Consider the following 23,593-nt stretch of genomic DNA (forward strand, 5'->3'; position numbering starts at 1 on the left):
GTCACAGCCGAACACGACCGGCGCGGTTGGGCAGGTACAGCCGGAGCGCTCTGGGCTGGCGATGGATCCTGAGCCGGGAGCGGCGCCGGGCGCTCGAGCATGAGCTCCGGCTGCTGTCCTGCGCCCAGGCACGCATCATCACCACCGGCTGGCGGGCGAGAACCGAACCCCCGCCGCTGCCCCGAGGTACGGGACGCACTTCACACGCCGGGGAACGCCGCCTTCGACGCCGACATGATCGGCGCCTGGGACACGTTGAGGCGTCCCTACACCTTCGAAATCCACGGTGGCCACTACCGGTTCGGCCTGCCGTACACCTGAGACGGGGTGCCTCCCGCCCACCCTCCCCCCACAGGAATCGAGGTGCTGCACAGCGCGCCACGGCTGACCAGCAGGTGGTCGCAGGTCGAACCCGGCACCCACGGTTCATCGATCGGCATGCTGTCCTCAGGCCGAACTCATGCCCTCCGCAGTGGTAGTAGGCGATCACCGCCATGAGATCGATGAACCGCTGGTCGCAAACCTGCGCGGTCATGACGAACTCAATTCCGTGACCGTCCTTTTCCATCGGAGCCCGGCACCCGGCACTCACATAGGCCCAACCGTCGCTGCGGGGGCCGGGCCCCACCACGACAATCCGCAGATCGGGCACTACCTCTCACCGTTCGGGTCCGAGGCCGTAGTCGACGACCTCCACACCATGTCCCGCGAAGAACGCCCGCACGTGTGACGCAACAACCTCGGCGGCCGACAGCCCTTCCTCACTCACCGCGCGATCACCCAGACCTGTTGGCGGCCACCATCCGTGTCCGGGAGGTTCGGTTCCCGGCACAAAGCGCGTCCGATCTCGGCGGGGCATGCTGGCGCGGCACTGACACACCAACCGACCGCCTATCTGCTGGTTTCGGCACCACAGGTGCCGCGGAGGTGAATCCCTGTGTTGTACCGTGCCCCCTCCCATATCCCCGACGAGGACCCCCACACGACGGAGTCAGACACGGCCCGTCGCATTGCCCGGATCGGAGCTCTGACAACAGGTCTGCTCTTCACCGCCTGGGTCGTCGACTACATCGACCGGCTGGTGATCGCCCTGGCACTTCCCGACATCGGCAAGGCCTTCCACGTGGACAAGACCGAACAGGGCCTGGTCGTAACGGTGTTCTTCATCGCGTATATGGCCTGCCAGGTGCCGGGAGGCCTCCTGGCGGACCGCTTCGGGTCCCGGCCGATGATGGTGATAGCCCTCATCGCCTGGTCGCTCTTCACCGGATTCACCGGTTTGGTTGCCGCCTTCGCCGTACTCCTGCTGGTCCGCATCCTCTTCGGCATCAGCGAGGGCATCTTCCCCGGCGCATCCATCAAGGCGCTGAGCGAACGCACCTTGCCCTCACGTCGAGGCGCGGCGATCGGCACCATGCTGTCGTCCAACAGCCTCGGAGCAGCCCTCGCACCGCTCATCGCGGCCCCCGCCATGGCCCTGGTCGGCTGGCGGAACACGTTCCTGCTCGTCGCCGGTCTCGGCCTGGTGATGGCAGTGATCCTGTGGCGTTTCCTGCCCAGGAAGCTGAACCGCGAGGAGCTGGGCGGCGCCTCCGCAAAGCCCGAGTCCTCGGCCGACACCGCAACCCAGAAGCCGGTTCCCTCGTGGACGCTGCTGCGGACGCCGGCCATGTGGAAGTTCGCCGCGCTGCTGGGCGGCGGGAACATCGTCGCCTACGGCCTCCTGACCTGGGTACCCAGCTACTTCATGGACGTCCGGCATGTCCAACTTGCCGACACCGGGTGGCTCGCAGCCATTCCGTGGTTCGTGGCGGCAGCCGCGACCGTCCTGGGCGGATGGCTGTTCGACCGATACTTCCACGACCGGGCCCGGCTCATGGTGGTACCCAGCTTCGTCCTCGGAGGCATCTTCATCGGGCTCATGATGATGGCCCACTCCACCGCCGCCTTCACCACCTACCTCACCCTCGGCAACGCGATCATGGCGCTTCCGACCATGGCTGTCATGGGGCTGCCGCTGCGGGTGCTTCCCACCCGCATCGTCGGCACCGGCATGGGCCTGCTCAACCTCGGCGGCCAGCTCGCGGGAGCCATCACCCCGCTGGTCATGGGCTTCCTCGTCGACCGTTTCTCCTACACGGTCGCCTTCGGCTTCATGCTGGTCGGCGTGGTGGCGTCGATCACGGGCGCGCTCTGGGTGCCGCAGACCACCGACCAGTTCGCTCGCTCGGCCCCGGCAGGACTGCTCGAAGCAGTGTGAGTACCAAGAGCCCACGCGGTGACGCCGCCTTTACGGCCGCGCGCAGGGCTGGTGGCGCCCGCTCTTTGGCGGGCGCCACCAGCCCTGCGCGCCCAATACCGCGCGGGTGACCATCAGTCAGCAGCGCTGAGCAGATCAGCCACCTCGAGCCGCCGAAGTCAGTGCGCGGGTCAGGTGGTTGCGGCAGAGTCGATCCCGTTGCGGTTCCCGTTGCAGTCGCCCGCGTTCACGCCCGTCCCGGGTTCTGGGCCCAGGTCGCTTGGCTCCGGTCTCGCGGAGCAACCGAGCCGCCGTGTCCGAGGTGCGGTCTGCGGGTCGCTCTGGGTAGGTCGCTGTCGGCGGCGGGAGCGCCCCGGCCGGTGGTTCACCGGGTTCCTCCGAGGATGCCCCGGCCTTCAGGCCGGGGAGGAATCGGACTTCTGCGGAGCAGGACAGGAAATAGGGGTTTCGCCTCCCGGGCGAAAGACCGTCCACCCGCGACGAGGTGAGCGAGCCCGTGGCGATCAAGAGGCCTCAACTGTCAGTCCCCCCGGGTAGGTTCGGATGCATGACGACAGACGCGACCACGGAGGGGGCCGGGCATGCCCGGTACACCTTCCGTGTACGCCTGTCGGCTACCGCACGGCGCGCACTTGAAGCGGAGTGGGACCGCTGCCGGTGGCTCTGGAATGAATGCGTCGCCAAGTCCAAACAGGTCCACCAGCAGAGCAAGGAGTCCGGTGAGAAGCTGACGTGTGGTCCGGCGCAGTTGGACAGGATGCTGACCGAGGCCCGTCGGGTGACGCCGTGGCTGGCCGAGGGTGCCTCGGTGCCGCAGCAGCAGGTGATTCGGGACTTCGCCAAGTCGCGGGCGAAGGCGCTGAAGGACATCAAGGACGGGCTTCCGGTGCACCGCCGGGCGGGGATGCCCCGCTTCAAGCGGAAGCGGGAGGCCAGGCCGAGCCTGAACTACACGAAGCGGGGTTTCCGCCTCAAGGACGGTCGTCTGCACCTTGCGGGCCAGATCGTGGTGAGCGTGGTGTGGTCGCGGGCTCTTCCGGCCGACCCGTCGAGTGTGCGCGTGTACCAGGACACGCTCGGGCACTGGTATGTGTCCTTCGTCGCCCCGGCCCGGGTCGAGCCGCTTGTGGAGACCGGCCGCGTCCTGGGCGTCGACTGGGGTGTGAAGGAGACCGCCACCACCACGGACGACGCCTACGATCTCCCGCATGCCGAGCACGGCAAGCGGGCCGCGCAGGGGCTCGCCCGCTACCAGCGGATGATGGCCCGGCGCCGGCGTCCGAAGGGCCGGCCCGCATCCACGGGCTACCGGAAGGCGCAGGCACAGGCAGCGAAGCTGCACAAGAAGATCGCGCGGCAGCGGGAGGACACCGGCCGCAAGTGGGCCAAGTCCGTGATGCGTGATCATGACGGGGTAGCGGTGGAGGACTTCCGCCCGAAGTTCCTCGCGAAAACCACGATGGCCCGCAAGGCAGCCGATGCCGCCATCGCCGCCACCCAACGCGCGCTGGTCGAGATGGGGCGCAAGCACGCACGGGACGTCCGCCTCGTGCACCCGGCGCACACCACGATGGACTGCGCAATGTGCGGAGCGAGAACCAAGCACGCACTACCTCTCTCGATGAGAACCTATGCCTGCACCGTGTGCGGAGCCGTATCCCCCAGGGACAAGAACTCCGCCCGTGTGATGCTGGTCCGGGCAGGTTGGAACCCGGACGGTGCCGAGGGCGTAAGACCACCTGAGCCGCCGGCTCAGGTGGCGGCCTGAGCCGTGAATCCCCACATCAGCCCTGGAGGGTGGAGAATCCCCTCCCTTCAGGGAGGGGAGCCTTCAAGGTGCCGTCCTCAGCCGGGTGGCCGCGAGGTCGGTCGCGGTCGCGAGCGTCGTTTGGCCGGCACGATCGGCGTTGGTGAGGATCTCGGCGAGCGCGGTGCCGATGTGGTGCACCCGCTCGATCGCCTCGCCGTGCCCGATGCCCTCGACCTCGCGGGCCAGCGCGTAGATCACGCCGCCGGCGTTGGCCACGAAATCGGGCGCCCAGAGGATGTCCCGCTGCCGGAGCACGTCGGCGACGTCGTCGGTGACGAGTTGGTTGTTCGCCGGTCCGACGATCGCCGCGCAGCGCAGCCGGGGAACCACTTCGTGGTCAAGGATTTGGCCGACTGCGGCCGGGACGAGGATCTCGGTGTCGGTGGTGATCGCCTGTGCGGGTTCTACCCATGTCGCGCCGAGTTCCTTGGCCAGCGCCCTTTTTTGGTCGTCCACGTCGGACACCGTCAGCTTGGCGCCTTGTTCGGTGAGGCTGCGCGCCAGTCGCTCGCCGACCGCGCCGAGCCCGCTGACGGCGATGCGGCGTCCGGCGAGCGATTCGGTGCCGAACCGGTGCACCGATACCGTGCGCAACGCGGCCAGCACCCCGATCGCGGTAGGTAGGGCGGGGGATCCGGAGCCGCCGTGGGACTCGGGGAGGCAGAAGGCGTGCGGGGTGCGCTGCCGTACCACGATCATGTCCTGGGCGCAGGTGCCCACGTCGGGCCCCGTGCTGTAGCGGCCGTCGAACTCCGCGACCAGGTCACCGACGTCGAGGAGCACCGAACGGCGATCGATGCGTGCCAGATCGATGCCCTCGTCCAGAGCGATCACGGTCTTGCCGCCGCCGTAGGCGAGACCGGCCGCGGCGCACTTGTAGCTCATGGCCTGCGACAGCCGCAGCACGTCCGCCAAGGCGTCCTGCCAGCAGCGGTAGGCCCGCATCCGGCACCCGCCCACCGCGGGGCCCAGTGCCGTCGAGTGCACCGCGACCATGAGCGTCACGCCGGATCGGGCTCCTCGGCGGATGATCAACCGCTCATGTGCGAGCGGGCCCTGCTTCGCTGCGACATCCTGCATCGGGCTACCTTTCGGATCATGGTGGCCCCCGCTCTTCCCGGGGGATCCGCCGCAGCATCCGGGCCGCCGCCCACGCGTTGCATCGTCGGGAGCGCACAACGCCGCGCCAGAACTTGTGCGGGCCGCACCATCCACGCCGGCAGAAGTGCGCTCCACGACATCGCCGGTGGCTCCAAGGACCGTTCCGGGGTGCCTTCGACGGAGTTGACGCCAAGGAGCTCGCAGGGCCGTGCTGTTGACGTGGTCCGCCGGTAAAGCGCCGTGTCCCGGCCGGGGCCGGAGGCAACCGCCCCGAGCAATCCGCCTGCGGGTCCGGCGTATTGGGGTCCGGCGACGAACGCGAGGTGCCCGTCTGGTGCTCAGCGACGAAGACGGCCCGGGGGTGCCGGCTGGATGCTCCTGCGCATCCTCACCGCCACGGTGGGCTGCTGGAGGCTTCTTATGAGACTGCACGGAACCAAGACAGCGGTGTTGTGTGTGATCGCGCTCGCCGCCACGGCCTGCTCCGCAGGGGCCTCGGGCTCGGGCGCCGGGAGCCAGGGCGCCTATGTCCGCAACGGCACGTTCACGTCGACCCTGTCGCAGGACCCGGGCAAACTCGACCCGTACCACACCGTGGTCGCCGCGGCCAACGACCTGCTGTCTTTCACCTACGACCCGCTGGTGGCCCTGGACGACAAGGGAAATCCGGTCCCGGGCATCGCGACCAAGTGGCATGTCACCCCCTCGTCGGTCACCCTGACCCTCCGCAAGGGCGTCACGTGCTCCGACGGCTCGGCGGTGACCCCCAGCGTCGTCAGCAAGGACCTGGACTATCTCAAGGACCCCAAGTCCGCCTCGCCGCTGCTTGGCATCGTGCTGCCGGGCCCGGACTTCACCACCAAGGCCGACGACGCCGCGGGCACCGTCACGATCACCACCGGCACACCCGACGGCCTGCTGCTCCCGTCACTGGCCGCCTTCTTCGTGGTGTGCGGCAGCGGCACGGCCGACCCCACCGCACTGGCCAGGACCAGCAGTGGATCGGGCCCCTACAAACTGACCGAGGCCGTCCCCAACGACCACTACACGCTGGTCCGCCGCGACGAGTACGCCTGGGGGCCCAACGGCGCCAGGATCAATGTGCCCGGAGCCCCGCAGAAGATCGTCCTGAAGATCGTCAACAATGACACCACCGCGGCCAACCTCCTCACCAGCGGCACCCTCAACGGCAGCATCGTCAACGGCCCCGACCGGCAGCGGCTGATGGCCACCATGAAGGAGTACCGCTTCGAGAACGGCGGGACCCTGGCGGTGTTCAACGAGCACCCGGGCCATCCCGGTGCCGACCCGGTGGTCCGCAAGGCGCTCACGCAGGCCCTGGACCGCGGGCAGATCGCCGATGTGCTCACCGACCGGCAGGGCAAGATCGGTGACAGCACGATGGGTGTGCCGCCGATGGTCTGCGACGACTTTGGTGCTGCGGCGGGCATCCCCGCGTTCGACGCGGCGGCCGCGGCCGCCGCGCTGGATGAGGCGGGCTGGCGCAAGGGCGCGGACGGGATCAGGGCGAAGGGCGGTAAGCGGCTGACCCTCACCGCGATGTACTCCTCCGACCGGCCGAACGCGTCGGCGGGCATGGAGCTGTTCTCGGCCGCGTGGAAGAAGCTCGGGGTCGAGGTGAAGGTGAAGAGCCTGAACTCGGCGGCCTTCCTGCAGGCGGTCTTCCAGAGCGACAACTGGGACGTCACCCCGGAGATCAACCTGGCCACCCAGCTGCCGTCACAGAGCGTCAGCTTCTTCTCGGGCCCCGGCGCCCCCAAGGGATCCAACTTCGCCGGCATCCACAACAGCGCCTACGAGCAGCTGGTCGCCCAGGCGGTTAAGACCCCCGGCCGGCCCGGCTGCCGGCTGTGGACCGAGGCCGAGAAGGCGCTCTTCGCCCGAGCCGACGTCGTCCCCATCGCCCAGCGGTACGTCAGCTACTTCGGGCGCGGCGCGAGCTTCGAGATGTCCGGCGAGATGCCCCTGCCGACCAGCATTCGGCTGCGCGCCCACTGAGGAGACACCACCCCATGGCTCAGCCATCCCCCAGTCCCGGGACTCTCCCGCGCGAGGGTTCTGGGGCGGTCGTTGCAAGCGCGGGACCCCGGGGGGAGGACATCCGGCGGTTCTCCCCCTGGGCACGGTTTTTGATCAGACGAGTGGTACGCCTGGCGATCTCGCTCTTCGTGGTCGTCACCGCCTCGTTCCTGCTCGTCCACCTGGTCCCCGGGGATCCGGTGCGCTCCGCTTTGGGCATCACGGCCGACCCGGCGGTGGTGGCGGCCCGCCGAGCCGAACTCGGCCTGGATGAGCCGCTGCTGACGCAGTACCTGCACTACCTGGGGGGTGTCTTCACCGGAAACCTCGGGACCTCGATCACCAGCGGCGATCCGGTGTCGTCGGTCATCGCCACCCGGCTGCCGGCGACCGCGGAGCTGGCAGGTCTGGCGTTCGGGCTCACCGCGCTGGTGTCCGTCCCCGTCGGCATGTGGGTGGCGGTGGCCACCCACGGCGGGCGCCGGCGCGGCGCGGATCTCGCCTTCACCGGCGTGACCGGCATCTGCACCACCGTCCCCGACTTCCTGACCGGGGTGGGCCTGGTCTTCGTCTTCGCCATCACCCTGCCCTGGCTGCCACCCGCCGGCGCCGACACACCCGCCTCCTACCTTCTGCCCACACTCGCTCTGGCACTGGGTCCCAGCTGCCAGCTCGCCCGCATCATCCGCACCGAGACCACCCGCGTCCTGGGGCAGGACCACCTACGGGTCGCCCGCAGCAAGCGCCTGCCCGCACGACTGCTCTACCTGCGCCATGCGCTGCCCAACGTGCTCACCGCGGGGCTCACCGTCGGCGGCATCCTGTTCGCCTCGCTGGTCGGTGGCAGCGTCCTGGTCGAGAACGTCTTCGCCTGGCCGGGACTCGGCAGCACCGTGGTGGGCGCGATCGTCGCCCAGGACTACCCGCTGGTGCAGGCGATCGTCCTGCTCCTGGGTGCGGTGGTGCTGGTGGTGAACCTCGTCGTCGATCTGGCCCTTGGTCTGCTCGACCCCCGTTCGACCCTCACGAGGAGCTGAACAACGGTGACCACGCACGCCAGCCGGTACGCCTTTCGGATCGGCCCCACAGGGATGCTGGGCGCACTCGGCCTGCTCCTCCTGCTCTTTGTGGCCGTAGCCGGCCCCGTCATCTGGGGCGCTGATGCCTCGCACCTGGACGTGGCCGCAGCCCAGCAGGGACCCTCCGCACAGCACCTGCTCGGCACCGACAGCCTGGGCCGGGACATGTTCGCCCGCGTGATGTCGGGGGCCCGTCTCTCCCTGGTCCTCGCGGTGCTGGCGACCGCCCTGGGTTCGGCGGCCGGCGTGCTGCTCGGCGCGTTCCCCACCGTCCTGGGCCGCCGCGGCCGCCGGGCATGGGAATCGGTGATGAACACCGCGATCGCGTTCCCCGCGCTGCTGCTGGCGTTGTGCGTCGCGACCGTGGCCGGTGTCGGAGCGAAAGGGGCGGTGTGGGCCCTGGGTATCGCCAGTGCCCCCAACTTCGCGCGCCTGACCTACACCCTCGCCTCGTCCGTGTCCGGCTCGGACTACGTCTTGGCCGCACGGATCCTCGGCGTGTCCCGGCCTCGTCTGATGCTGCGCCATGTCCTGCCCAACATCGCCGAACCGCTGATCGTGACCACGACCCTGCAGGTCGGTGGCATGCTCATCGCGCTGTCCGGGCTGAGCTTCATCGGGTTGGGCGTCCAGCCGCCCTCCTACGACTGGGGCCGCCTGCTCAACGAGAACCTCAACCGCATCTACACCGCCCCCGCCGCGGCCCTCGCACCCGGCGTCGCCATCGTCATCGCCGGCCTGGTCTTCACCGCCCTCGGCGAGAGCGCCACCGCCCTGGTCCGCGCCGACGCACCCACCGCCGGGGCCGCCCGTCCGCGCCGGTTCGGTGGGGCACCGCGCCCCACCGCCGCACCCTGGCAGCAGGCCGAGGCGGCCATACCCACGGCCGATGCCGGCGCGTACGCGCTGCGCGTGCACGACCTGTCGGTCGTCTTTCCCGGCCCGGTGGGGCCGGTGCACACCGTGCGGGGCGTCACCTTGGACGTTCGGCGCGGCGAGAGGGTCGGCATCGTCGGCGAGTCGGGCAGCGGCAAGACGCTGACGGCCATGGCGATCGCCGGGCTCGTGCCGGAGCCGGGCCGGGTCACCGCCGCCCGGATGGAGATCGCCGGACGGGACCCGGGGACGTTGCGCGCACCCGAGCGGCGCAGGCTGCTGGGTTCGATGACCGCGGTGGTCTTCCAGGACCCGCTCAGCTCCTTCAACCCCGCACTGAAGATGGGGCGTCAACTCACCGAGGCCAGCGAGGTCCACCTGGGCCTGCCGCACGCCCGCGCGATACGGCTCGCACAGGAGCGGCTGCACCAGGTACGTATCCCCAGCCCCGCCCTCAGGATGGCCCAGTACCCGCACGAGCTGTCCGGCGGCATGCGCCAGCGCGCCATGATCGCCATGGGCCTGATGGGGGAACCCGAACTGATCATCGCCGACGAGCCGACCACCGCGCTCGACGTGACCGTGCAGGAACAGATCGTGCGGCTTTTGGGCCAGATCAACCAGGACACCACAGCGGCGATCCTGATGATCTCGCACGACATCTCGGTCGTCACCTCGTTGTGCCACCGGGTGGTGGTGATGTACGCGGGCCACATCGTCGAGGACATCGACGTCGCCTCCCTGCTCGCCGGCCCCGCCCATCCCTACACCCAGGCGCTGCTGGCGTCCGTGCCCCACATGGGCAGCGACCGCAACCAGCCGCTGGCCACCATCCCCGGCCGGCCCCCGCAGCCCCGCGAGCTGCCCGCCGGCTGCGCCTTCGCACCGCGCTGCCCCTTCGCCTCGGACACGTGCCGCAGCCGGCAGCCGCCACTGCAGGTGCGGGACGGGCGGCGGGTCGCCTGCTGGCATCCGCGTCCGCCTCTTCCGGCGGACCCCACCGACACCACGACCACCACGGCGGGGCCGGCATGAGCGGATTGCGGATCGAAGGGCTGACCGTACGGTTCGGGCGGGGTCAGCGCGCCATGACGGCGGTCGACGACGTGAGCTTGACCGTGCCCCCGGGAGGGATCGTCAGCCTGGTGGGTGAGTCGGGCTCGGGCAAGTCGACCCTCGCCCGCGCCATCGTCAAACTCGTTCCCCTCACCGCGGGCCGCATCCTGCTGGACGACGAGGACATCGCCTCCGACACGGCCCGCCACCAGCGGATCCAGATGGTCTTCCAGGACCCCTACGCCTCGCTCAATCCGCGGATGACGGTCGGGGCCACCCTGGAGGAGGCGCTGGGGGCCCGTGCCGGTGCCTGCCTGACACGCGGGCAGCGCGGCCGCGAGATCGGCCGGCTGCTGGATCTGGTCGCGCTGTCCCCGGAGCATGCGGGCATGCTCCCCGCGCGCCTGTCGGGCGGCCAGCGGCAGCGGGTGGCCCTCGCGCGGGCGCTCGCGGTGCGCCCCGACGTCATCATCGCCGACGAGATCACCAGTGCCCTCGACGTCTCCGTGCAGGGCGCGGTACTCAACCTCGTCCGCGACATCCAGGCCCGCTCGGGGACCTCGATGCTGTTCATCTCGCACAACCTCCAAGTGGTCCGCTACGTCAGCGACGTCATCGCGGTGATGTACCTGGGCCGCATCGTGGAGGTCGCGCCCGCCGAGGAGCTTCTCACCCGGCCCCGCCACCCCTACACCCAGGCCCTACTGGCAGCCGTGCCCCAGCTGGGCCGGTCCTGGCGCGAGATCAACACGCCGTTCGGGGACCTGGACGCCCCCGATCCCCACGATCCTCCGCGGGGCTGCCGTTTCCACCCCCGCTGCCCCGTCGGGCCGCGCGCGGACGCCTCCCGTTCGGTGTGCCTGACCCTGGACCCGCAGCTTGGCACGGCCGGGCGGCCCCATCGGGCCGCCTGCCACTTCGCCGACGACCCGGCGGCCGCCGGCGGCCTGATGGCGACTGGCCCGGCCCTGGGGATCGCCGAAGAACCCGAGGGCCCGCCGGACGGTGGGCATGCCTCGCTCGCCGTGGTGGCCGCCACCGATGAACAGACCGCGACGAAGGAGCAACGTTGACACTGGACCAGGCAGAACTGGGACGACGGCTCGAAGAACTCACCCGCACCTACCGCGTGCCCGGCGCCTGCTTGGCCGTCCACGCGGGCGGCCGGACCGTTCTGGCGGCGGCGGGCGTGCTCAACCGGGGTACGGGAGTGGAGACCACGACCGACTCACTGTTCCAGATCGGTTCCATCACCAAGACGCTGACCACCACCCTGGTGATGCAACTGGTGGACGAGGGGCTCCTCGACCTCGACGAGCCGGTGGTGAAGGTGCTGCCCACGTTCAAGGTGGCCGATGCGGACGTGACCGCGTCGGTGACGATGCGTCACCTGCTCACCCACACCAGCGGCATCCAGGGCGACGTCTTCACCGACGTCGGCCGCGGGGACGACGTGCTGGAGCGGTTCATGGCCCGGTGCGCGGAGCTTGGCCAGTCGCACCCCCTGGGTGCCACCCAGTCGTACTGCAACACCGGCTTCGGCGTCGCCGGCCGGGTCATCGAGGTGCTCACCGGCACGCTGTGGGACACCGCCCTGCGCGAGCGTCTCCTTGTCCCGCTGGGCATGGACCGCACCTTCACCCTGCCCGAGGACGTGCTGCGGTTCCGGGCGGCCATGGGGCATCTGCCGGTGCCGGGCGGCAAAGCCGACGACTGGCCGCAACCCGCGCCGCGCTGGGACGTCCCCCGCTCGGCCGGCCCGGCGGGCATCGTCGTCGCCACCGCCCAGGACCTCGTCACCTTCGCCCGTATGCACCTCGCCGACGGCGTGGCCGCGGACGGCACCCGTGTGCTGTCCGCCGCTTCGGCACGCATGATGCGCGAGCCGCAGGTGGCGGTGCCGGACCGCTGGACCATCGCCGGCCACTGGGGCTTGGGCTGGTTCCTGCCGACCTGGCAGGGCCGGACCCTCTACGGCCACGACGGCGGCACCATCGGCCAGAGCGCCTTTCTGCGCGTCGTTGCCGACCGGGACGTCGTCATCGTCCTGCTCGCCAACGGCGGACGCAGCCGGGAGCTTTTCCAGGCGGTCGCCAACGAGGTACTCCCCCAGACCGCCGGGCTGCACATGCCCGGGCCGCCGCAGCCGCCCGCAGGGCCCCTCCCCCTACATCTCGCCGACTGGTACGGGAGCTACGAGCGGCACCACGTGCGCATGGACCTCGCCCCGCGCGAGGACGGCACGCCGGAACTCACCGTGACCCCCACCGAGGGTCTGGCCGGCCTCGAGGAGCCCCCGCACCGGATGTTGCTGACCGCCGTCGATCCGGACGCCGGCCTCTTCGTCACCCGGGAAGAGGATTTCGCCGCGTGGACGCCCGTCGTCCTCTACACCCTTGCCGACGGCTCCCGCTACATCCACTTCGGGGGTCGCGCCACGCCGAAGACCGGCTGAAAGGGGCGGCCCTGGTGCCGCCGCGCCCATTGGCCGGGTGCGCCGGCACAAGGGCCAAAGTCCGGGGGGTTTGGGCCAGGTGCACCGGCCCTCTGCGGCCGCCGGGCCCGGGTGGTGCAGTGCCTCAGCCGGTGCCGAGCAGCCGTTTGATGAGCGCCGTCATGAGCGCCGCCCGCTGCGGCATCGCGGACACGTCGGCGTACTCGCCCGGGGCGTGTGCATGATCCCCGACCGCGCCCAGCCCGTCCAGGGTGGGCACCCCGAGCCCGGCGGTGAGGTTGCCGTCCGAGCCGCCGCCGACCGCCGCGCGGCGCAGCGGGGCCAGCCCCAGTGCCTGGGCCTCCTGGGCGGCCGCGGCGAACAGGTCCGCCGATTGGGAGGCCTCCAGCGCGTACCGGTTGACGCCCCCGTGCAGTTGAAGGCCGGCGCCGGCGGCCACGGGCTGAAGCGTGCGCAGGGCGGCGTCCACCCTCTCCAGCTCGGTTGCCGTCCATGCCCGCACGTCCACCTGCACCAAGGCCTGCTCGGGAACGGTGTTCATGGAGGAGCCGCCCGACAGCACGGTCGGGGTCACGCTGGTGCCTACCCTCACGTTGCCCAGTGCGGCGATGCGCAGCACCTGGTGGGCGACTTCCACGGTCGCGTTGATGCCCTCCTCCGGCTCCAGCCCCGCGTGCGCCGCCCGTCCGCGGACGTGAAGCCGGTAGGCACCGATGCCCTTGCGTGCGGTCTTCAGCGCCCCGGCTGCGCTCGGTTCCGGCACGAGCACGGCCCGGCAGCCGCGGGCGGTGTCCTCGATCAGCTCCCGTGAGGACGGGGAGCCGATCTCCTCGTCGCTGGTGAGCAGGACGGCGACGCCCTGGGCCGACGGCAGCAGCCGCAGGGCGGCGAACATCTGCACGATGCCGGCCTTCATGTCGAAGACACCGGGGCCGCTCGCCAGGTCACCGTCCACCGTGAACGGCCACCCGGCGAGCGTGCCGGTCGGCCACACCGTGTCGAAGTGGCCGAGCAGCAGCACGTCGCCGGTCCCCGAACCCGGCCACAGCAGATGAGGCCGGCCCCCCAGCTCCAGCCGCCTGGGCGTGCTTTTCAGGGCCTGCGCGCCGAGTTCGGCGACCAGGTCCGCACACGCGTGCAGGGCCGGCAGGTCCTGGGAGAAGGACTCCTGCTCCACCAGGGCGGCCAGCTCGGCCCGCATCCGCGGCGCCTCGTCGGCGGCCGCGGCGAGCAGCAAGGCGTGCTTCACCCCTCCACCGCCGCCCGGGCGGCTCGCTCGGCATGGCCCGCACGCAGCACCCGGCCTCGCCGCTCACCGGTGAACTCCCCCCAGTCCACCACGACATCCCCGGCCAGCACCACGAACAAGATGCCCGTCGGTTTGACGTCGGGCACCGTGTAGGTGCCGTCATGGCCGACCTTCTCCACATCGATGACGCACAGGTCGGCGATCGCGCCGGGCCCCACCCAGCCCCGTGCGGCGAGGCCGAACTGGGCGGCGCTGGCGGAGGTCGCCTTACGGACCGCCTCCGGCCAGTCCACCACGTGCTCTTCGCGCACGTAGCGGCCGAGGAAGTGGGGGAAGCAGCCCCAGGTGCGCGGATGATCCAGCCCGGTGGGCATGCCGTTGTCCGAACCGATACCGATGAGCGGATCGGCCATCATCGCCCGCATATCCGACTCGGCCATCATGGTCGGCACGATCATCGCGTTCACGTCGGCTGTGATCAGGGCACACAACACCTCCCACGCGTCGCCCTCGCCGCTGACGTCCTTGAGGGTCCGGCCGACGACGGCGGTGTCCCGGTGACGGTTGATCAGCACGTCGGCGGGCGTCACCTGCCGCCACAGCCCCGCCGCCATCGCCTGCGCCGGATCCTCGGCCCTGGCCCGCAGCCGGCAACGCTCGGCCGCATCCGCCATCCGGGCCAGCAGCGCCTTGGCGCCCCCGACAAGCGCCTGGGGAGGCAGCAGCGCGTGGAGCATGGTGCCCCCGGCGAGGTAGGGGTACACGTCGCCGCGGACGTCCACGCCGGCCACCCGCGCCGCGTGCAGCTTTCCCAGCAGCATCGAGGACTTGCCGTGGTTGGGCCGGCCGGCCGCCTTGCAATGGGAGATCTGCACCGGGATGCGTGCCCGCCGGCCGATCTCGATCGCCTCGTCCAGGGCGGCCTCCAGGGCGTCGCTCTCGTCGCGCATATGGGTCGCGTACGGGCGTTGCCACCGGTGGGCGACCATGCCCAGTGCCACCAGTTCCTCGACGTCGGCATACGCCCCCGGGGTGTAGATCAGACCGCTGGAGAAGCCGACGGCCCCCGCGGCGAACGCCTCGCCTGCCAGCGTGCACATCGCTGCCAGCGCCTTGGGGGCCAGCGTGCGGCGCATGCCGTTGGCGGTCAGCCGCAGCGTGTGGTGCCCGACCATCACGGCCAGGTGGTTCGTGGGACCGGCGGCCTCGATGTCGTCGAGATACGTGCCAAAGGAGCGCGCCGTGTACGCGGCGCCGGCCGCGAGGTCGCCGAACAGCGCCTGGGCCTCCTTGGCGGCCGCCTCGTCCATCGGGGCGGCGGAGTAGCCGCAGTTGCCGGCGATCTCGGTGGTCACCCCCTGGAGCAGCTTGAAAGGCTGCGGATCGGACATCATCGGCACCATGTCCGAGTGGCTGTGCGGGTCGATGAACCCCGGCGTCACCGCCATCCCCGCAACATCGATCTCCCGCCGGGCGGGCCCCAGATCGCGGCCGACCGCCCTCACCCGGTCACCCGTGATGGCGACGTCCGCCCGCACCCCCGGGGAGCCCAGGCCGTCGTAGACGATGCCGCCGAACAACTTCAGCTCGTACACGCCACGTCTCCTCAACTGTGGTTGCCTGCGCACGGCAGTCTCGCCAAAGGCAGCCGCCCTCACCTCGTCTTCCGCGACCAATTGGGTGGGGCGACCATGTGGCCTGGCACATATCCGCGCCGGGTGCGGCGTGCGACCGTAAGCGGTGTTGGAAGGACGGACCGTGACGACCCATTACGCGCATCCCTCCCTCGCGCGGATACTCGACCTGCTCGGGCCATCCGCCGCCCGCCTGCTTGCCGCGCCGGCGGGATGTGACAACCCGGTGACCGGGCACAGTGTCCTGGACGTCACCGAGGAGGAGGGGCCGGCCCACGAAGGGGCGATCCTGCTGGCCGTCGGGATGCGCCCGGACGCCGCGGCCCTCCTGGAGGCCCTGCCCGCGCTGGGCCGGGCAGGCGCCGCGGCGATCGCCCTCAAGACCCGCGGGGCGGACACCGGGCCGCTGGTGGGGGCCGCCACCGCCGCAGGCGTCGCGGTGCTCGCCGTCGCCGACGTCATTCCCTGGCGGCATGTGGATGCGCTGCTGGCCGCCGCCGCGGGCAACCGCGGGCCGGACGCGCCCGGACTTCCCTCGGCCGCCGCGGTCGGCGACCTGTTCGCCCTGGCCAACGCGGTGGCGGCGATGGTGGGCGGCGCCATCACCGTCGAGGACCCCCAGCAGCGGGTCCTGGCCTACTCCAACCTGCCCGGCCAGCCGATCGACGACGCGCGCCGCGACACCATCCTCGGCCGGCAGGTCCCCCTGGACGACCACTACCTGCGGATCTACCGGCGGCTGTGGCGCGCCCCCGGTGTCATCCGGATCGGCGACGCCTCGCCGCTGCCCCGCCTGGCGGTGACGGTCCGGGCCGGCAGCGAACTTTTGGGCTCCATCTGGGCGGTGGAGTCCGGCACCCCGCTGGGTGCCCAAGCGGAGCAGGCGCTGGCCGACGCCGCCGGCGTGGCCGCGCTCCACCTGCTCAGGCTGCGCCGCGCCACCGAGCTGGAACGCCGGGCCCGCGGCGAACTGCTGCGCTCCCTGCTCGCCGGCAAGACCTTCTCCGCGGCCAGATTCGGCATCGACTGCGGCCGGATGACCGTGCTCGCCCTCGAACTGCCCGCCTCCTCCGCCACCCCGGCCGGCGTCCTCGGGCTGCAGGTCGCCGACCTGGTGACCGCCTACGCGGAGACGCTGACCTCTTCCGCCTCCTGTGTGGTCGAGGGACAGGTCGTCTACGCCCTGCTCCCCCTTGCCGAGGACGTGCCACCAGCACGGGTGGCATCCCTGGCCGAGACCGTCATCACCCGCGCCGAGGAGTCGCTGCACACCCGGCTGCGGGCCGGCATCGGATCCGCGGTGGCCGACTTCGCAGACGTACCGCGCTCGCGTCAGGAGGCGGACCGGGTCCTGGCGGTGCTCGCCGCCCAACCACACCGCGCCCACGTCGCATCCATCCAGGACGTGCGCTGCCAGGCGATCCTGCTGGAACTCGAAGAGAGCATCGTCAACGACCCGCGGATCCAGCTCGCCTCGGTCACCGCCATGCTGCGCCACGACGCCGAGAGGGGGACCCGGTACGCCGAGACCCTCCTGGCCTACCTCGACGCCTTCGGTGACACCACCGTCGCAGCCGACCGCCTGCACGTCCACCAGAACACCTTCCGCTACCGCATCCGCCGAGTCGGGGAACTGTTCGGCGTCAACCTGCAGGACGCGGACGAACGCCTCGTGCTCTGGCTGCAGTTGCGACTGCTGCTCTCGAAGGCACGAGCAGCGCCGGCCACCGGCCAAAGCCTGCCCGTCGTCGGCCCCCACCAAGTCCCCGACCAGGATTGATCCGCTGCGACGAAGCACATGTGGGCGGATGCAAACACAGTAAGAGGGTGGCTACTTCACCCTCGGCCGCCCTCACGGGCGCCGCACCCGACGCGCTGGACCGGGCGGCCACCGCCGCGGCGGTGGCCCAGGCCCGTGCCGCAGTCGATGTCCGTGAACTCACCGACATCCCTGCTCTGACAAGCGCGGCCCGGCTGTTCGCCAACATCTGGAACACCGACCGGCCCCCGCTCAACTCCGACGTCATGCGGGCCCTGGCCCACGCCGGCAACTACGTGGTGGGCGCCTTCGACGGCGAGGAACTGCTCGGCGCCTCCGTTGCCTTCCTCGGTCTGCGCCAGGGGCCGATGCTGCACTCCCATATCAGCGGCGTCCGCGCATCCGCGCAGGGCCGCAGCATCGGCTTCGCGCTCAAACTCCACCAGCGCGCCTGGGCGCTGGGCCGCGGGATCGAGAACATCACCTGGACCTTCGACCCGCTCATACGACGCAACGCCTATTTCAACCTGGTCAAACTCGGTGCCCGCGCCACCGAATACCTCACCGACTTCTACGGCGACATGAGTGACGGGATCAACCAAGGCCAGCACAGCGACCGGCTCCACCTCACCTGGCCGCTGCTGGCCCCCCACGTCATCGATCTGCTCGACGCCATGCCCAGCCGCCGCCCCGCACAGCCGGATGCCGCCGCCCACGCCGAGCCCCGGCTGGTCCAGGGCCCGAACGGCAGCCCCGAACCGCACCCCACCAACGCACACGCCCAACTGTGCTGGATCCCCCCAGACATCGAAGCCCTACGCCGCACAGACCCCGCCGGTGCCGCGCACTGGCGCCTCGCGCTGCGCACCGCCCTGACCGGCGCCCTCGCCGCCGGCTACGCCATCCGGACCTGCACCCGGTCCGGGCACTACCTACTCACCCGGAGGAACCCGTCGTGAAGATCACCGGATGCGAACTGCGGCGCCTACGGCTGCCGCTCGTCGAACCGTTTCGCACCTCGTTCGGCACCCAGCACGCCCGCGAACTGCTGCTGCTGCGCATGCTCACCCCCGACGCGGAAGGCTGGGGCGAATGCGTGGCGATGAGCGACCCGCTGTACTCGGCCGAATACAGCGACGGCGCCGCACACGTCGTCGAGCACTTCCTGCTGCCCCGCCTCGCCGCGGTCGCCGAGGTGAGCGCCGCCCAGGTCGCCCCGCTGCTCGCCCCCGTCAAGGACCACCGCATGGCGAAGGCGGCCGTGGAGATGGCCGTGCTCGACGCCGAACTACAGGCCGCCCACATGCCCTTCGCCCGCTACCTGGGCGCCGTCAACGACACGGTCCCCGCCGGTGTCTCGGTCGGAATCATGGACTCCACCGACCGGCTGCTCGACGCGGTGGCCGGCTACCTGGACGCCGGATACCAGCGCATCAAACTGAAGATCCAACCCGGCTGGGACGTGGAACCCGTCCGCGCCGTACGGGAACGCTTCGGCGAGGACCTGCTGCTCCAAGTCGACGCCAACACCGCATACACCCTCGCCGACGCACCCACCCTCGCCCAACTGGACCCGTTCGGCCTGCTGCTGATCGAGCAGCCACTGGCCGAGGACGACGTGCGCGGCCACGCCGAACTGGCCCAGCGCATCCGCACACCCCTGTGCCTGGACGAGTCGATCACCTCGGCCCGCGCCGCGGCCGACGCACTGGCCATCGGGGCCTGCTCGATCATCAACATCAAACCCGGTCGCGTCGGCGGCTACCTGGAGGCCCGGCGCATCCACGACGTCTGCACCGCCATGGGCGCCCCCGTGTGGTGCGGCGGCATGCTCGAGACAGGAATCGGCAGGGCCGCCAACGTGGCACTCGCCGCGCTTCCCGGCTTCGTCCTGCCGGGCGACACCTCGGCGTCGGCACGCTACTACGCCAAGGACATCACCGCGCCCTTCGTCCTGTCCGACGGGCACCTGCAGGTGCCCGACGCACCCGGATTCGGCATCGAGGTCCAACCCGACGCGCTGGAGGAAGTCACCCTCTGGCGCCACTACATAAACCTTCAGTCCCTGCGCTAAAACCCGGAATGCCGGCGGTGCTGGGCACGGGCCGGCGTGCGGCCGCACCGGGCATCGGGCCCAGCACCGCCACGTCAGCTCGTCGGCTGCGCCGCCCGGATGTAGTCGACGGCCGTGCGGGCCACGGTGCCGATGACGGCGTCAGCCGGAGGGTTCACATACGCCAGCGAATCGGGGCAGGTGAAGACGGCGACGGCGTACCGGCCGCCGTCCGGGTACTCCACCACGCCGACCTCGTTACGGACGAACGGCAGCGTCCCGGTCTTGCCCGCAACGGCCACCGCGTCGTCCGGGAAACCGCTGCGCAGCCGGTGCGGCCACACCTGCAGTCCCAGGATGCGGCGCATCGCCGCGCACGACGTGGCCGACGCCGCCTGGTCCTGCCAGATCATCGAAAGGAGGGCGGTGATCGAGCGGGGTGTCCCGCGAGTGGCCGAGGGGATGTGCAGCACACGGGAGGCGCGCAGCCGCTCGGCTTGCGTATCACTGAGGTCCAGGACGTCGGCGCCGCCGAGTTCTTCGTCGAACGCGGCGTAGATGTCCCGGCACGTCCCCTCCAGCCGGACCTCCTTCAACCCCAGGCTGCTCATCCTGGCGTTGATGGCGTCGATACCCAGCAGGTCGCACAGGATGTCCGTCGCCGCGTTGTCGCTCACGCTCATCATCCAGTAGGCCAGATCGCGCAAGGAGACGTCGATCGGGTCGAGCATGACCGACAACCCGGTCGGCCCCGGCGACCGGCCGCCCTCTGGCACATGCACACGGCCGCTCAAGTCGACCGTGCCCTCGTCGGAGCGGGCATACAGCTCGACCAACACCGGGATTTTGCAGACACTGGCCAACAGCACCCCCTCATCCGCGCCGTACTCGAACTGCACCCCGCTGTCGATGTCCACGGCATGGACGAAACCACCCGATCCAGCCGCCGCGAACGCCTCCGCAACCCTGCGCCGCACCAGCTCCGCTTCGACCCCCGCCCCGACGCGGCCGCCGGGCGGGCCGCCGACCCTCGCCCTGCTCTCCTCCATAGCCCTGACCCCTTCCAGGATGTCGAGTTCACTCCCCAGCACCCCCACCCACCCCTACCGAAAACACGCGGAAGCAGGGCGCAGGAGCAGGGCGCGGGAGCAGCATGGGCACCCAGGCAGGGCCGCGTCTTCGTCGGCGGCGACAAGGCCGGCAGGTGCGATGCGGTGGGCCGGCCCAAAACGCCACAGACATCCACCCGGGGCAGGCAGGGGTGGAGGCGGCGCCGATCGCGCCGTGCGCGCGGACTGGGGTGTGCACGGTCAACAGGGCCCGCCCCGAAAGGCCGTGTCGATGCCACTGCGTGACGAGCCACGGGGGGCCGGCGCAGGCCGGCCCGCGGGCACCACCGGCCAAGCCCTGGCTGGGCTGCTACGGCCAGGCAAAGTCAACACCGCCGCCGGCCACCAGCGTCCACCGCTGCGCCGTCACCGCGGCTGATCCGCGAGGACTTCGAGCGTGTCACCCGACCGCACGAGACCGCGAAGCCGTTCCTGCGGCTCGCGGCCAACGCCGGAGGCGACGTGGGCACCAGCCAGAGCGCCCCGATCGTGCAACTGTGGGAAAACGCGTGGGAGGAGTTCACTGCGTTCCTGCGGTTCGACGCTGACATCCGCCGGATCGGCTGCACCACCAACGCGTCTGGGTCGGTCGACGCCCGGATCCGGCGCGCCCTCAAGGCCCGCGGTCACTTTCCCCATGAGCAGGCCGCCCCTGAGGTGCCTCTACATGACCATCATGTCGCTCGATCCCACCCGCCGTCGCGCAGGAAGCAGGTGAGGTATCCCATGCTGCGGCCGACCGGCATCTCCACGTCGCGCACCGAGTACCAGGGCTGGGTGTAGCCCATGAACTCGACGTAGGAGGCCACCTCGTCCGGGCGGCCCGTGGTCAGGACGGCGAACGAGACGCCAAGGGCGTTGAGGTAGACGGCGTCCTTCAGATGCCAGGCCGTGGTGGTGCAGCCCTCGCACTGCCCCTGGTGCGGCGCGCCGTCGTGCCACATGTGCTTGTAGACCACGAGCTCGTCGCGGCCCTGGAACAGGTCCGGGAACAGGACCGGGCCGTCGGGTCCGACAGGCGCATGCGGCGGCAGCGTCACGACGCCGACCGCGTACAGTTGCCCACACGCGGGTCCCGCGCGCCGACGGGTCGTGAAGGAGCGGTCGGGCCTCGCCGACGCGCGGGGGGTGATGAGCTGTTCGAGGTCGAGTGTCCCCCGCCACCCGCCACCAGGCGGCAGCCGTGGCGATCGGCAGGCGCACCCTCGGCCACCGGATCAGGCGGCGGACGGCACCGCCCCGCCGGCACCAGAGCGATGCCAGCGGGCATCGGACCGCCCAGGCCCGACCCAGTGACCGGGGGTGTGAGGGAAGCCGCCCCCGCGTACCCGGACCACGGACACGATCCGTGCGTGCTGAACGCGGAAGGAACGCGGTGGACCAGCCCATCCAAGACCGTTCGGGATGTGTGCAGTGCCAGATTGATCTTCATGGTCACTTTTGATCACTGTTCAGGAACGGTCAGCCCGGATCCACCGGCTTGATTTCGGTGTGATCGTTTCGGGGTCGTGCAGGCCGTGTCGGGGTTGAGTTGCGGATTCGGGCGTGAGGTGGCCGCTGGTCTGTCCAGCTCTTCCACTTTTCCGCAGGTCTCGGGCTCTTTCGGGCAGGTCGGTCAGGGAGTGTCAGGGGGCTGGTGGCGCGTGCACGATGTTGAAGAGCTGGGTGAAGTTGGTGCTCCAGGGCCAGCGTGCGGGCAGGTGCAGGGTGAGGCGGCGGGCCGAGCGGGCCAGGCGGGCGGGCACGTTGATCAGGTGGTCCCGGATGGTGGCGGTGGTCGCTCTGGCATGGAACGTGCCGGCCAGTGCGCCGGCGGCGCGGGCCAGGTTGTGTGCCAGGGCTGCCAGGGCGAGCCAGGCGGCATTGGCCTGGAAATGCCCGGAGGGCGCGTGGGCGAAGGCGCTGTTCTTGACATCCGCGATCACCTGCTCGACGACAGCGTGCCGTCGATGGTCACGCTCGGCATCGTTCACGGAGAGCGGGGAGTCGGTGAACGCGGCGTGGTAGCGCCAGGTGTCAAACAGCGTGCCCTGTCCGGCGGGGACGGCTTGCGCTCAGGCGTTTGACGCGGCGCACGATCAGACGGGCGGTGACCTGCTGCTTCTTCGGCTTGGAAGTGAAGGCGGTGTAGGTGGTCTCGGCTATCTCGGCGTCGGAGATCCAGCACTGGCCCTCCTCGTCCCAGACCGCCTCGGGGTACTTGATCGGCGTCCAGGCGTCCTCATCGATGCGGGCGATGGCGGTCTTGACGGAAGCGTTCATCCGCACGGTGATGGAGAACCGCGCGCCCAGCGCCCGGCAGGAGTTGACGACATCGGCGCCGTAGAACGCCGAGTCCGCGCGCATCACCAGCAGGCCGCTGGCGCCGCAGGCGCGGGCGGTGTGGATGGTCTCGGCGACGAACGCCGCCGCTCCGCGCGCGGAGTTCGAGGGTCCCTTGCGTAGCCTGGTGGCGGCGATGACCGGGGCGGCCAGGGGTGTGGAGACGATGCCGAGCAGCGCGTTCAGGCCCTTGACCTTGCTGTATCCGTAACCGGCGCCCTGCTTGGCGTAGCCGTAGGTGCGGCGGATGGTGTCATCGATGTCCACGTAGGCGACCTGGTCCGCGCCGGGCAGCAGCGGGGCGTGACGGGCCAGTTCGGGAAGGAACCGGCGGGCCACAGCGTGCAGTTGCTTCACATGCCCGTGGGTGAAGGAACGCAGGAACGACCCCAGCGTGGACGGGGCCCGCGCACCGGAGAACAGGCGGCCCATCGCGCCGTGCCGCACCCGGTGCATGTCGTCGATGCTGTCGGCGCCCGCGACCATGCCACCCACCAGCGACATCACCTTCGCCGCGGGGAAGGCACCGGTGCCGTCCTTCGAGGCCGGCAGACGGATGTACTCCCCGACCAGTGCGGGCAGACCGCACCGCTCGGCCAACCGCACCACCGGCTCCAGGCCGCCGTACGCGATCAGGTTCGGGTCGTCGAACGCGGATGAGACCGCCGCCGCGGCATGGGAAGATTGCATCTCGGAAGTGCCTTGCTGATCGTGCCTGATGTGGTCCTAGAGAAACCCCATCATCGCAGGTCACAAGGCACTTCTTCGTTCCCCGAGAAACCGTCCACAG

Annotated in this window: 14 protein-coding genes and 4 pseudogenes; 12 read left to right on the forward strand and 6 right to left on the reverse strand. The window is 70.6% G+C overall.

Features of this window, described 5'->3' with window-relative positions:
* Positions 1-937 precede the first annotated feature (937 nt).
* Together ACQEXA_RS62230 and ACQEXA_RS62235 are read left to right on the forward strand one after the other, a co-directional pair.
* Positions 938-2,260 (forward strand): MFS transporter, encoded by a 1,323-nt coding sequence (locus ACQEXA_RS62230; protein WP_432942337.1) that lies wholly within the window; start codon positions 938-940, stop codon positions 2,258-2,260.
* Positions 2,261-2,807: 547 nt separating this feature from the next.
* Complete coding sequence (locus tag ACQEXA_RS62235; RefSeq protein ID WP_433135457.1) at positions 2,808-4,028, forward strand: RNA-guided endonuclease InsQ/TnpB family protein; 1,221 nt, start codon at positions 2,808-2,810, stop codon at positions 4,026-4,028.
* Between the two features lie 63 nt (positions 4,029-4,091).
* Here ACQEXA_RS62235 and ACQEXA_RS62240 read toward each other — a convergent pair whose 3' ends face one another.
* A complete protein-coding gene (locus ACQEXA_RS62240; RefSeq protein ID WP_433135459.1) occupies positions 4,092-5,150 on the reverse strand; it encodes a Glu/Leu/Phe/Val dehydrogenase dimerization domain-containing protein in 1,059 nt (352 codons plus the stop codon).
* A gap of 441 nt (positions 5,151-5,591) precedes the next feature.
* Between ACQEXA_RS62240 and ACQEXA_RS62245 the strand changes: the two genes are divergently transcribed.
* The 5 genes from ACQEXA_RS62245 to ACQEXA_RS62265 are packed head-to-tail and all read left to right on the forward strand — an operon-like array spanning position 5,592 to position 12,677.
* Positions 5,592-7,190 carry an ABC transporter substrate-binding protein gene (locus ACQEXA_RS62245; protein WP_433135461.1) on the forward strand — a complete coding sequence of 533 codons (1,599 nt, stop codon included), beginning with the start codon at positions 5,592-5,594 and terminating at the stop codon, positions 7,188-7,190.
* Between the two features lie 14 nt (positions 7,191-7,204).
* Positions 7,205-8,248, forward strand: coding sequence for an ABC transporter permease (locus ACQEXA_RS62250; RefSeq protein WP_433135463.1), 1,044 nt, complete (start codon positions 7,205-7,207; stop codon positions 8,246-8,248).
* A gap of 6 nt (positions 8,249-8,254) precedes the next feature.
* Positions 8,255-10,201 (forward strand): dipeptide/oligopeptide/nickel ABC transporter permease/ATP-binding protein, encoded by a 1,947-nt coding sequence (locus ACQEXA_RS62255; RefSeq protein WP_433135465.1) that lies wholly within the window; start codon positions 8,255-8,257, stop codon positions 10,199-10,201.
* Positions 10,198-11,295 (forward strand): ABC transporter ATP-binding protein, encoded by a 1,098-nt coding sequence (locus ACQEXA_RS62260; protein WP_433135467.1) that lies wholly within the window; start codon positions 10,198-10,200, stop codon positions 11,293-11,295. The genes ACQEXA_RS62255 and ACQEXA_RS62260 overlap by 4 nt, the downstream gene beginning before the upstream one ends.
* Positions 11,292-12,677 carry a serine hydrolase domain-containing protein gene (locus ACQEXA_RS62265; protein ID WP_433135470.1) on the forward strand — a complete coding sequence of 462 codons (1,386 nt, stop codon included), beginning with the start codon at positions 11,292-11,294 and terminating at the stop codon, positions 12,675-12,677. Before ACQEXA_RS62260 ends, ACQEXA_RS62265 begins: the two co-directional genes overlap by 4 nt.
* Positions 12,678-12,801: 124 nt before the next feature.
* Here the strand turns inward: ACQEXA_RS62265 and ACQEXA_RS62270 are convergent, their stop codons facing one another.
* Together ACQEXA_RS62270 and ACQEXA_RS62275 are read right to left on the reverse strand one after the other, a co-directional pair.
* Positions 12,802-13,926 carry a M20 family metallopeptidase gene (locus ACQEXA_RS62270; protein WP_433135472.1) on the reverse strand — a complete coding sequence of 375 codons (1,125 nt, stop codon included), beginning with the start codon at positions 13,924-13,926 and terminating at the stop codon, positions 12,802-12,804.
* A complete protein-coding gene (locus ACQEXA_RS62275) occupies positions 13,923-15,521 on the reverse strand; it encodes an N-acyl-D-amino-acid deacylase family protein (RefSeq protein ID WP_433135474.1) in 1,599 nt (532 codons plus the stop codon). Before ACQEXA_RS62275 ends, ACQEXA_RS62270 begins: the two co-directional genes overlap by 4 nt.
* Positions 15,522-15,684: 163 nt before the next feature.
* Between ACQEXA_RS62275 and ACQEXA_RS62280 the strand changes: the two genes are divergently transcribed.
* The 3 genes from ACQEXA_RS62280 to menC are packed head-to-tail and all read left to right on the forward strand — an operon-like array spanning position 15,685 to position 19,393.
* The gene (locus tag ACQEXA_RS62280; RefSeq protein ID WP_433135477.1) at positions 15,685-17,340 is read left to right on the forward strand and encodes a PucR family transcriptional regulator; all 1,656 of its coding nucleotides are present in this window, start codon (positions 15,685-15,687) and stop codon (positions 17,338-17,340) included.
* 47 nt (positions 17,341-17,387) lie between these two features.
* Positions 17,388-18,278, forward strand: a complete 891-nt coding sequence (locus tag ACQEXA_RS62285) for a GNAT family N-acetyltransferase (RefSeq protein ID WP_433135480.1) — start codon at positions 17,388-17,390, stop codon at positions 18,276-18,278.
* Complete coding sequence (gene menC, locus ACQEXA_RS62290) at positions 18,275-19,393, forward strand: o-succinylbenzoate synthase (RefSeq protein ID WP_433135483.1); 1,119 nt, start codon at positions 18,275-18,277, stop codon at positions 19,391-19,393. The genes ACQEXA_RS62285 and menC overlap by 4 nt, the downstream gene beginning before the upstream one ends.
* A gap of 74 nt (positions 19,394-19,467) precedes the next feature.
* On the opposite strand, the gene ACQEXA_RS62295 is transcribed toward menC, so the two are convergent.
* Positions 19,468-20,421, reverse strand: coding sequence for a serine hydrolase (locus ACQEXA_RS62295; RefSeq protein ID WP_432920116.1), 954 nt, complete (start codon positions 20,419-20,421; stop codon positions 19,468-19,470).
* 546 nt (positions 20,422-20,967) lie between these two features.
* Here ACQEXA_RS62295 and ACQEXA_RS62300 point away from each other — a divergent pair.
* A pseudogene (locus ACQEXA_RS62300) lies at positions 20,968-21,175 on the forward strand (transposase); the annotation flags it as partial.
* Position 21,176: 1 nt separating this feature from the next.
* Here ACQEXA_RS62300 and ACQEXA_RS62305 read toward each other — a convergent pair.
* Positions 21,177-21,614 (reverse strand): annotated as a pseudogene (locus ACQEXA_RS62305) (DUF899 family protein); the annotation flags it as partial.
* Positions 21,615-21,643: 29 nt separating this feature from the next.
* On the opposite strand from ACQEXA_RS62305, the pseudogene ACQEXA_RS62310 reads away from it, so the two are divergent.
* Positions 21,644-21,925 (forward strand): annotated as a pseudogene (locus tag ACQEXA_RS62310) (hypothetical protein); the annotation flags it as partial.
* 181 nt (positions 21,926-22,106) lie between these two features.
* Here ACQEXA_RS62310 and ACQEXA_RS62315 read toward each other — a convergent pair.
* Positions 22,107-23,493, reverse strand: a pseudogene (locus ACQEXA_RS62315) (IS1380 family transposase).
* Positions 23,494-23,593: the final 100 nt, after the last annotated feature.

The sequence above is a fragment of the Streptomyces sp. CA-106110 genome, from assembly GCF_050936285.1.
GTDB lineage: Bacteria > Actinomycetota > Actinomycetes > Streptomycetales > Streptomycetaceae > Streptomyces.